The sequence below is a fragment of the Petrocella sp. FN5 genome (genome assembly GCF_029210395.1).
Lineage (GTDB): Bacteria > Bacillota > Clostridia > Lachnospirales > Vallitaleaceae > Petrocella.
Genome location: NZ_JARGDP010000079.1, coordinates 1 through 11185, shown reverse-complemented (window position 1 = coordinate 11185; position 11185 = coordinate 1). Strand labels below are relative to the sequence as shown.

The 11185-nt window shown below is 35.4% G+C and carries 9 protein-coding genes and 1 tRNA gene; all 10 read right to left on the bottom strand.

The window, feature by feature from the left end:
* Window positions 1–129: 129 nt before the first annotated feature.
* A tRNA-Ser gene (locus tag P0N36_RS13170) sits at window positions 130–217 on the bottom strand.
* A 312-nt stretch (window positions 218–529) separates the two neighbouring features.
* On the bottom strand, window positions 530–1477 hold the full coding sequence (locus P0N36_RS13165) for an ABC transporter permease (protein ID WP_275843318.1): 948 nt from the start codon (window positions 1475–1477) through the stop codon (window positions 530–532).
* A gap of 1 nt (window position 1478) precedes the next feature.
* Window positions 1479–2579, bottom strand: coding sequence for an ABC transporter permease (locus P0N36_RS13160; RefSeq protein WP_275843317.1), 1101 nt, complete (start codon window positions 2577–2579; stop codon window positions 1479–1481).
* A 3-nt stretch (window positions 2580–2582) separates the two neighbouring features.
* The gene (locus P0N36_RS13155; RefSeq protein ID WP_275843316.1) at window positions 2583–4109 is read right to left on the bottom strand and encodes an ABC transporter ATP-binding protein; all 1527 of its coding nucleotides are present in this window, start codon (window positions 4107–4109) and stop codon (window positions 2583–2585) included.
* A gap of 126 nt (window positions 4110–4235) precedes the next feature.
* Window positions 4236–5078 carry a YjjW family glycine radical enzyme activase gene (locus P0N36_RS13150; protein WP_275843315.1) on the bottom strand — a complete coding sequence of 281 codons (843 nt, stop codon included), beginning with the start codon at window positions 5076–5078 and terminating at the stop codon, window positions 4236–4238.
* On the bottom strand, window positions 5075–6598 hold the full coding sequence (locus P0N36_RS13145) for a YjjI family glycine radical enzyme (protein WP_275843314.1): 1524 nt from the start codon (window positions 6596–6598) through the stop codon (window positions 5075–5077). The genes P0N36_RS13150 and P0N36_RS13145 overlap by 4 nt, the downstream gene beginning before the upstream one ends.
* Window positions 6599–6767: 169 nt before the next feature.
* Window positions 6768–7880 carry a BMP family lipoprotein gene (locus P0N36_RS13140; RefSeq protein WP_275843313.1) on the bottom strand — a complete coding sequence of 371 codons (1113 nt, stop codon included), beginning with the start codon at window positions 7878–7880 and terminating at the stop codon, window positions 6768–6770.
* 370 nt (window positions 7881–8250) lie between these two features.
* A complete protein-coding gene (locus P0N36_RS13135; RefSeq protein WP_275843312.1) occupies window positions 8251–8811 on the bottom strand; it encodes a Fe-S-containing hydro-lyase in 561 nt (186 codons plus the stop codon).
* Window positions 8812–8819: 8 nt separating this feature from the next.
* The gene (locus P0N36_RS13130) at window positions 8820–9662 is read right to left on the bottom strand and encodes a fumarate hydratase (protein WP_275843310.1); all 843 of its coding nucleotides are present in this window, start codon (window positions 9660–9662) and stop codon (window positions 8820–8822) included.
* Between the two features lie 145 nt (window positions 9663–9807).
* Window positions 9808–11185, bottom strand: a 1378-nt coding sequence (locus tag P0N36_RS13125; RefSeq protein WP_275843309.1) for an S-layer homology domain-containing protein, incomplete at its 5' end; no start/stop codon positions are given.

Sequence of the window (11185 nt, the reverse complement as noted above, 5' to 3'; positions counted from 1 at the left end):
GCTTCTACTTCGTTACCTCTTGGGGCAACAGAGAGAATTATATCATGTATGACTACCTAAGTCAACAAGATTTTTAATTATTTTATTGTAATTTTTCAGCGCATTTTCCAGCCTTATAATAACAATAAACGGAGAAGGAGGGATTTGAACCCTCGCACCGCGTAAACGATCTATACCCTTAGCAGGGGCACCTCTTCAGCCACTTGAGTACTTCTCCAAACTGAATTGCTTTTTTCAAGTATAAAGTCATATTATACTTGATATATTTAATTGTAATAAACGCTATGTTTCACAGGCGCAAAAGTAATTATACTAAAGCAACGGACGCATGTCAATACATTTTGCCAAGTTTTTTACTTTAATAAAAGTATCGACAAAACCTTATAATTCAAGACTTTTTCATGATCTTATCATATATCTATATGTGGTAGCAAACACTAGCTAAATGTACTATATATAGAAGAAAAGAAGATGTCGATTACAAACGACATCTTCTTTTCTTGTTTTTCTTCATTATAGTTAATTGGTTCTATCGTTGACCTTTGTCATAAGGTTCCCCTGCAGCTTTAGGGCCAACTGCCTTATTACTAAATACGACCAGTGCAATAACGGTTAAAACATAAGGCAATGCTTTAAAATATTCCATTGGTAATTTTGACAAGAAGCCAATACTGGTTGAATAGATGCTAAGAATCTGCGAGAATCCAAAGAATAAACTTGCTCCTAAAAGACCTAGCGGTTTCCATTTACCAAAAATCAATGCGGCAAGGGCAATAAATCCAGTACCATGAATACTCATAATTGTAAACTGAGTATCTTGGGTTAATACCATAACCCCACCACCCAGTCCAGCAAGACATCCGGATAGTATAACACCAATATAACGCATCTTATAGACACTGATACCCATACTATCAACAGCATGAGGATGTTCACCTGTTGCTCTTAGTCTAAGGCCAAAGGGGGTTTTATAGAGAACATACCAACTGATTAAAACCAAAGCCAATGCCAAAAACACAGTTGGGTACATATTGGTAAAGAAGATTTTCCCAATAATTGGAATCTCACTTAATCCACTATATGTTCTTTTAACAAAACCTTGTCTAAAGGTTTGTGTTCTTTGTTGTCCAAAAATAATTTGTGATAAGTAAATGGTTAAACCACCTGCAAGTATATTAATGGCTGTACCGGATATGACCTGATCACTGCTTAGATGTATACTCAAATAAGCATGTATAACAGATATAAGACCTCCAGCCAATGCACCAATCAACAAGGACATCCATGGTGCAAAACTGGTTGTTCCTTCTAGAAATACAATGGTCGTTGCGGCAGTAAAACCACCAATCATCATCATACCTTCAAGGGCGATATTTACAACACCGCTGCGTTCTGAAAACATACCACCAATCGCTGTGATAATAATCGGTGTTGAATAAATTAACGTCAAAGCTAACATCGAGTAAAGTATATCCATTTTACTTTGCCCCCTTTATACGTTTTAGAATAATTTTAATACCATTTTGCATCGCTACAAACAATATAATTGTAGAACTGATAATTATGGCAATATCTCTAGGTATACCACTGGATTGCATAACCGGTTGAGCAGCGTTTAGTGACCCAAAAAGTAAACCACCAAACAAAGAACCTAAGGCAGTGTTCCCACCAACCAGTGCGACGGCTATACCTTCAAAACCATAATTTTCAAAGCTTCCAAGTACTCTACCGTAACCAAACGTACCAATAGCAATAACGGTTCCGGCTAAGCCGGAAAAAGCCCCTGCAATGGCCATAGACAAGGCTGCATTGCGTTCCACCTTCATCCCAGCATATTTAGCTGCATGAGGGTTATATCCTACAGCTTTTAATTCATAACCAAAGGTTGTCTTTTCAATAATATACCAGAATATGAAAATAGCTATAATTATGAGGATAAAGCCCCAATGTAACCTGGATCTATTGGTCATTTCAACTAGGAAATCACTTTTTAAAGTTGCACCCGCAGGTAGTGGCACGGATTTTACATTATCACTACCTGGTAACTGTTTTAAGTAATAATTGGTTAAATACAAGGCTGTGTAATTCATCATAATGGTAACAACAACTTCATGCACGTTGAATTTGGCCTTAAGTATACCTGGTACAAATCCCCATATGGCACCTGCTAAGGTACCAGAAAGTATAACCACTGGTAATAATATAAAGCCGGGAAGGTCTAAGGTCACACCTGCTGCCACTGAGGCAAAAGAACCAACCAAAAGTTGTCCTTCTGCACCAATGTTGAACAAACCTGTTCTAAAAGCAAATGCTACAGACAAACCCGTTAGTATAATAGGCATCGCTGACACAAAATACTCCCCAACATATCTAGAATTAAAAATACTTCTTCCACTTCCAATACGGCTAATATCAATCCCAAGAACACCTCTAATTAGAGAAGTGAATAATTTGATTGGATTTTGTCCTGTTAGGATTAGGATAATTGATCCTACAAAGAAACCTAAAAAAATGGCAATCGCAGGAATGACAAACTTATGATTCTTCTCATTTGTGATGAAATCGATAAATTTCTTCATAATCTAATCAACTTTCCCCTTTCTTGAACCGGCCATCATCAAACCAAGCTCGTTCTCATTTGTTTTATTCGCATCAACGATGCCGACAATCTCGCCTTCATATATTACCGCAATGCGGTCAGATAGATTCAATACTTCTTCCATCTCTAAAGACATGAGTAATACTGCTTTTCCACTGTCTCGTTCCCTAACCAGACGTTGATGAATATATTCTATTGCACCTACATCTAACCCTCTGGTTGGTTGCGCTGCTATTAATAGCCTTGGAGAACGTTCTACTTCTCTAGCAATAATGGCTTTTTGCTGATTACCTCCAGACATGGATCTGGCACTTGTAACACTGCCTTGTCCACTTCTTATATCGAATTCTTCAATTAAAAAGTCTGAATGCTTTCGTATAGCCTCAGGTTGCAAAATGCCTTTTTCCGACAATGGTTTTTGAAAATAGCTTTGAAGGGCCATATTTTCTTCTAATGAAAAATCTAAAACCAGTCCATATTTATGTCGGTCCTCAGGAATGTGTCCGATGCCTTTTAAGGTTCTCTTTCTAACAGAATCGGAAGATATATCCTCTCCGTCAAATAATATCTTGCCCGATTCAATCTTTTCTAGTCCTGTTATACCCTTAATTAATTCTGATTGACCATTCCCATCAATACCTGCCACACATAGTATTTCTCCGGCCTTTACTTCAAGATTAAGATTTTTAACCGCCATAAGGTTTCTGGAATTTTTTATATTTAGATTTTCAATTTTTAACACAACATCTGAAGGCGTAGCAGGTTCTTTATCTACTTCAAAACTAACTTCGCGACCTACCATCATCTCAGCCATCTGTTCTTCCGTAGTCTCTGATACTTTAACGGTTCCAATATATCGACCTCTCCTTAGTACTGTACAATGGTCAGCTACCATAGATATTTCTTTTAACTTATGAGTGATGAGTACAATAGATTTTCCTTCTTTAACCAACTCACGCATGATACCCATTAACTCTTTGATCTCTTGAGGTGTTAATACCGCCGTAGGTTCATCAAAAATCAATATTTCTGCATTTCTATAGAGCATTTTTAATATTTCTACCCTTTGTTGCATACCAACAGTAATGTCCTCAATTTTTGAATGAGGGTCTACTTTTAAGCCATACTTCTGACTGATTTCCAATACTTTGTTAGCAGCTTTTTCAATGTCTATACGCCTAAAAGATTTAGTAGGCTCTAAGCCTAAAATAATATTTTCTGTCACTGTAAAATTGTGGACAAGCTTAAAATGTTGATGTACCATACCAATGCCATTTTTGTTCGCCACGTTTGGGTTGCTGATATCAACTTCTTTACCATGAATTTTAATTGTTCCTTTTTCTGCCTGATATAATCCAAACAAGACACTCATTAAGGTTGATTTTCCCGCACCATTTTCTCCCAGTAACGCGTGAATTTCTCCCTTTTCAACCCGTAAGGTTACATCATCGTTTGCTTTTATGCCTGGAAATTCTTTAGTGATATTCAGCATTTCAACTACGTATTCCATAACACATCTCCTGTCTAATTTTTAATAACTTATATTATAAGGTTAAAGTATCATAACTACTTATTGTAAAAACTAATTTTTGACACTTTAACCATTATGACTGATAACACCCTAATATCTTCACTATTACCTCTGTAACTTAAAGTTGTGAAACCCTTTTTGACTCAAATAAGTGCCATACGCTAGAAATTCTTCATCTTTCATGATAGCATCACCGATTAATAGCGCTTGTGCCTTTTTCAATCCTGTGACATGGGCTCTTATTAGTCTATAAGGTACTTGATTATATCCCTTTAATCGATCAACCACCTTATTTAGTGTATTTATTTGATCCATGTGCTTATTTAGAAGAACAGTCCTAACTTCAATGACTTTATCTATTTCAAGTAGCTTTTCTAGGTTTATTAAATGGGTCTGACCCTTTACACCACATAGTTGTTCAATGTTATCGACCGCTTTGATATCCAATAAAAAACCGTCAATATTATTGATTAAAGGTAACGTCGCTTCAAAATCAAAGAAGCCATTAGAGTCAATATATACGGTTAACCCGAGAGATCTTATTTTTTTGCATAAACCCATTAAAAAATCAGTATATAAGGTAGGCTCACCTCCGGACAAAGTCACACCTCTTATATATGGACGATAACTCTTTATTAAAACCATTAAATCATCTAAGGTATATGCCTTTGCTTTTGGGGTTGATTGGAATGGACATATCATTATACACTTGTCACATCTTGTACATGATTTCTCATTATATAGAACTAGTCCTGACTCAATACTTAAAGCTTTACTTGGACAGTGTTCAACACAAATGCCACAATGCCTACATTTTTGAATCGTTTCACTGTTATGGCAATAGAGGCAATTTAGCTGACACCCTTGAACAAAAATACTACATCGGTTACCTTCTCCATCCACATTCGAAAAAGGGATAATCTGATTCACTAAAATCTTCTGATTCACTCGAAAGTCCTCGTTTGTCTATTAAATACATTTGCATTATTGTTGGTACCACTGCCAAATATATCCGTATCTCTTAGAACAACTTCATTATTATTGAACCGCTCAACATCACTACGCTTTACCAAATATCCCGTTACTCTGATCAAATCAGAGTTCTGTAAATAAGTCGTAATATAACGATAGCCTTCTGAAAATGAACCCTGAATAATATCAAGAAGGGCTTCTAAATGATCTAGATAGGTTTGGTCGAATGCAAATAAGTCACCTGTTCCTGATTTAAAATACTTATGGAAGGTTGCCGATTGAGTTAAGTGAAGGGGCAATATAGGTTCTTGACCTACTTTAATTCGATGTGCCGGTGTATTATCTTTATCTTCTGGACTTAAGTCCGCGCCAACTTGCGCGTGAAGTAGATAATGGCCATCGGTTCTTTGAAGATAAGGTGCTTCATGCTGACTTACAATATGCTCAAGTGTCGATAAGATTTTATGACCTAGTTCATCACCTAGATCTGATTGCCCAAATGTTTCTTCTATATTTTCTAGCTTTAATAAATGATTGACTGCGTCTGCTAAACCTACAATACCAAACATGGCTGTAAAATTATCCTGACTGATAAAACCTTCTTTACTTAAAAAAGAAGTTTCAAAAAAATGACTTTGCTCAACCATATATTTGACACGCTTGTCCATCATAGTTGCCATATTATGAGCAACTTTTGGCAATATTGTCTCTATAAAATGTTCTGTTGAAGTTGCTTTCTTTACCATTGTTCCAAGTCTTAGTCTTAAAAGTGTATAAGCACCACCCCCTAATGGCAATGCATTGTAACAACTAACAATCCCATGGTTGCCGACATCCTTTTGATACATAACTTGATTGCTGAAAGATGGTTTTGCGGCAAGCAAACAGGTCCTTAATGCTTCTAAGGCAAAATCTTTTGATGTTAATGATGCATCATATAGTAAGGTCAAATTAGGCGTTGGGTTCTGTAACTCAATCACCGCTTTTAATATTAAGTGACCCGCTCTCGTCTCATGTGGGCCAATGTTCCCATGACAAAAAGAATCGACAATGGTTTTATCAATGTGATTTAAAAATCTTTTTATTTTAACGTAATCAGAAGCCTCATCACGAATAAAAGGATCTATGAGTTGATCCAATCTACCTATATATACAGGAAATGATGTAATGGATGGTACATGACCATATATTATCAAAAGGCCATCTAGTAGTTGATCTAAGTCTATTGGGGGTTTAATGTCTAAGAATTTACAACCATTTTTTATAAATATATCATAATCAGGAACGATGTATCTCGGTCTATAAGGTAAATAGCCTTCATTTAAATCACAAATCATGTCATTTTCAATATACTTCATCTCTTCATCTGTGTAACCTAATGACTCTCTCGGATCAATAAGTCTTTCTCCAATATTTGCCATTGAAAAAAGTTTTTGTTGATAAGTCATATTGGTTGCAGATGCTGTTAATGCAAAATCATTTAAGACCGATCTCATTTTTTCACCTCGTCATCTTTAGGATTAATCTTTTCTTTGGATTGTTAGAAAGGTATAATGACCATCACCACCTAGATTTCTAAGTAACAATGGTCATCATGCCACACTGCATGATGATTGAAGATAAAAAGCCAAGACTAAATCGTCTTGGCTTTAGTAAGAAAATAAACTATTTTAAACGATTTGGTACTACCGGTACTTCAACTTCACCAGCAACAACTTTACTTTCATATGCTTTAACTTCTTCAACAATCGCATCTGATAAGTTTGGATTGGATTCTGGTATACCAACACCTTGATTCGTCAAGTCAAATACAAGAATGCCTCCACCTGGGAACTCGCCATTGTAAGTCATTTCAGCTACATCACGTGCTGCTACGTCAACACGTTTCATCATAGATGTTAATACAGCTGACATATCGCCTTCATAGATACCATCTTCATATTGGTCTTTATCAACACCAATCGCCCAAACATCTTCTCCATTTGTACGACGGTCTCTAGCTTCTTTTATAAGGCCATTTCCAGTACCACCAGCTGCGTGGAATATAACATAAGCACCTTGATCATACATTTTTGCTGCTAATGTTTGTCCAATTGGAGCATTTGAAAAGTCACCAGCATACTCAACCAAAACGGTCATGTTAGGATCAACGGCTTCTACACCAGCTTCAAAACCAGCTTCGAATCTTTGAATAAGATCAAAGTCCATTCCGCCAATAAAGCCTACAGTGTCTTTTCCAGCTTCTTGAGCTTTTAAAGCCGCTGCAACACCAACAAGAAATGAGCCTTGTTCTTCAGCAAATACCGCACTGGCAACATTATCTTTGCCACCAATTACCATATCAATAATTAGGTATTTTTGATCTGGAAAATTCGTTGCAACTTCGGTTAAAGCTGCTTCAAATAAGAAACCTGGCGCTATGATAATGTCCAACTCTTCGTCTGAGAAGTTTGAAAGATTAGGAATATAATCTGCATCCGAATCGGATTGAAGATATTTTGTTTGAGCACCTGTTGCATTTGCAAATTCTAGGATACCTTCCCAAGTTCCTTGGTTAAATGATTTGTCATCAATACCACCAACGTCTGTTACAAGCCCTACTGTAAAATCTATAGGCTCTGCAGGTTCTTCTTCTGGTGTTTCTTCTGGGGTTTCTTCTGGTGCTTCAGTCACCGGATCAGTGGTAACCTCTGGCTCATCTTTTGCGCAACCTGAAACAAGAGCCAATGACAATATCATTGTTAGAGCTAAAACGATTGTTAATAATTTCTTAAACATAATTGACCTCCCTTTTTTTAAATGCATTTTATTTTACATATATAACCAAACCGATTATGAACTTTCAAAGACTTATTTATATCTGAATGTCTTTTCGAAGATACATATTTAATTCGGCTATATAATTGGAACACATATTTATTCTTCAAAATCTTTACATTATATGGTTAAAGGGTCAAAACCAAGTTTCACTATATTTACATACACTGTATATGAAAGTTCAACTATATTGTTTTGACACCTTAACCATTGTATTAAATATTTGTAAATGTTTCCTACAATTGATTCTAAGAAACGTCTAGTATTAGTATAATTTAACTTGTAAGTTGATACAACATAATATGTCCTATGCATGTAATTATTTAAGTACTTAGTTTGTCTTTGTTATCCTATGCTTTTCTTTTTCTGACTTATATAAATCATGACCTTCACTATCAATAACGACAATACATGGGAAATCTTTAACAATAAGTTTTCTTAATGCTTCTGTTCCCAAGTCATCATAGGCAATAATTTCTGAAGATACTATTTTGTCCGCAATTAACGCTGCCGCACCCCCAACTGCCGCAAAGTAAATGGCTTTATTTCTAATCATTGCTGAAATAACCGCCTCATTTCTATCTCCTTTACCAATCATACCACTAAGTCCAGAATCTAGCAACTTTGGCGTATACGCGTCCATACGATAGCTGGTGGTTGGACCGGCCGAACCTATAATCTCACCAGGCTTATTTGGAGATGGCCCTACGTAGTAAATAATGGCATCTTTTATATCAAAAGGCAAATTTTCGCCTCTTTCCATTTGCTCAATCATTCTTTTATGCCCTGCATCCCTTGATGTATAAACTTCTCCCGATAATAATACTTCATCACCTGCACTTAATTCTATTATTTTTTCTTTATTTAACGGCGTTGTTATTTTCTTTCTCATAGAGCCTCCTATATGATTTTTTTAGCATGACGTGTTACATGACAACCAATATTAACCGCAACAGGAAGACCGGCAATATGTGTTGGAAATACTTCTATATGAATCCCAAGAGCGGTTGTTCGACCACCAAGTCCTTGTGGTCCAATTCCTAATTGATTGATTCTTTCTAATAGTTCGATTTCCAAATTCTTGACGTAGGGAATAACTGAATGTTCTCCCACATCCCTAAGTAAAGCTTTTTTTGAAAGAAATGCTGCTTTTTCAAAAGATCCACCAATACCTACTCCAATAATCATAGGTGGGCATGCATTTCCTCCTGCCAAGTCTACCGTCGAAATAATTGCTTCTTTAGCGCCTTCTATGCCATCTGAAGGTTTTAGCATATGAATTCGGCTCATATTCTCACTTCCGAATCCTTTTGGCGCTACTTCTATGGTCAACCTGTTACCTTCTACGATATCATAGTGAATGATGGCAGGTGTATTATCGCCAGTGTTCACTCTGTCAAATGGATCTTTAACAATAGATTTTCTAAGAAAACCTTCTTCATAGCCCTGTCTAACACCTTCTTGTACGGCTTTTTCTATTAACCCACCTTCAAAGTATATCTCTTGACCTATAGTCAAGAATATTATGGCCATACCTGTATCTTGGCATATTGGCATTTTTTTCCTATCCGCGATATCAGCATTTTCTAGAATTTGATCCAATATGTTTGAACCTATTGATGATGTCTCATTTTTTTTGCTTTTTTTGAGAGCATCTATTATGTCATTATTACAATAGTAATTTGCTTCCATACATAATTTTTTTACTGTTTCTCTTACCACATCTACATTTATTTTTCTCATACTACGCTCCTTGACAATATTTTCTTGTTCTACTTCTTTTGATGTTTTATTTAGCCACACTGTATCGTTACTTATTCCTATTTTAGATGCAAATCATAACCTGGTCAAATAAAAAACGCAATCTATAATCAGATTACGTTTTTACTTACTTTTCTTTTAAAACTTTACTAAATAATGCCATTATTTGATCAAATTCATTTTCTTTAATAAATGCTTGTGGTTCAATCTTTTTATTTGTATGTATCAATATACCAAGTTGTTGTGCTTTTAATAGGGATTCTCTAGCCCAACTACTCGTATTGGCATGGTCTAGATATTGATTTAATTGATCCTGACTATTTAATGAAATCTTGGGGAACTTTTTTTCATATGCCTTTATAAGTATGGTGTATGCTTGTTCTTTTGTAATATTTATTAAAGGTCTAAACGTCTGGTCCGGAAAACCAGAAATCAAGTTTTCTTGACTAGCTGTATAGATATATATACTTTCAGTTGATTTGATATTAACATCTTTAAATTCAAGCTTTAATGGTTCCTGTAATGTAAAACCTAATAGTTGATTCTTTAATACTTTTTCAACAAAAAGGGCCCTGGTCATATACCTACTATCTGTTGTTTTTACAACATTGCTTGTTGTTGCAAACTCAACTGTTTCGTTAACATACTTTAAAGATCCATTTTCCAGTCTTAAGATTAAGCTCACTTTTACTTGATAGGTTGTATTTTGATCGTAGGATTCTAGAGGGAGCAATGTTATGGTATTTTTTAATTGATGAAAGTCTGTCGGTAATACAACTCTATGATTCACTGCCTTACCATTATCTTTTCGAACAATGGTACTTTTTAATGAGGTTACTTTTGCTATCGGATTCCCATAATATGTCACTGTAACCGGCATACCATAGCTTCCATTCGTTGTGGTGTTCTTGTAAAGCAGTGCATGAGAATCTCCTAGCCATTTTATGGGTACGTTTTTTAGTCCATCATATGGGTAGATAACTAATTGTTCTTCTGTACGCACGCTACCACCTACTATATATGTAAAGTAATTGTTTTCTTTATTCATACCTATATCTAAGTATTGATTATCCAATAGTACAATTCTAGTCAAAGGATCATTTATAAGTTGATTGTAGCCTTCCATATAATTATTTAGATCTTTTTTTACAAATTCATAAACATAAGTTTTATTGTATTTATAATAACTAGCTCTGTCCCATGGGTATCGACCTCTAAAATATAACTTTCCTCCTTGTTCCATACTGGTTAAAGTTTTGTTATGATTCATATATTTTGAATGCGTCAAAGCCATTTCTTTTAAAATATTATTAACTCTTAAAGGTCTTAAAGACATGTTTTCCCTTGATATATTGATGGCATTAACGGTTCTTTCAATCTCATCTGCATCATTTCTAGACTGATTATCTATGCCACTTGCATATGCTCTCGAACTCATAGCTATAAAAATTATTATCATCCATACTATTAATCGCTTCATGATTTTGCCATCTCCTATCTCAAAA

Bases quoted from the DNA above. Each gene is read 5' to 3' on its own strand.
- P0N36_RS13165 (WP_275843318.1), bottom strand. From the start codon at position 1,477: ATGGATATACTTTACTCGATGTTAGCTTTGACGTTAATTTATTCAACA.
- P0N36_RS13160 (WP_275843317.1), bottom strand. From the start codon at position 2,579: ATGAAGAAATTTATCGATTTCATCACAAATGAGAAGAATCATAAGTTT.
- P0N36_RS13155 (WP_275843316.1), bottom strand. From the start codon at position 4,109: ATGGAATACGTAGTTGAAATGCTGAATATCACTAAAGAATTTCCAGGC.
- P0N36_RS13145 (WP_275843314.1), bottom strand. From the start codon at position 6,598: ATGAGATCGGTCTTAAATGATTTTGCATTAACAGCATCTGCAACCAAT.
- P0N36_RS13140 (WP_275843313.1), bottom strand. From the start codon at position 7,880: ATGTTTAAGAAATTATTAACAATCGTTTTAGCTCTAACAATGATATTG.
- P0N36_RS13135 (WP_275843312.1), bottom strand. From the start codon at position 8,811: ATGAGAAAGAAAATAACAACGCCGTTAAATAAAGAAAAAATAATAGAA.
- P0N36_RS13130 (WP_275843310.1), bottom strand. From the start codon at position 9,662: ATGAGAAAAATAAATGTAGATGTGGTAAGAGAAACAGTAAAAAAATTA.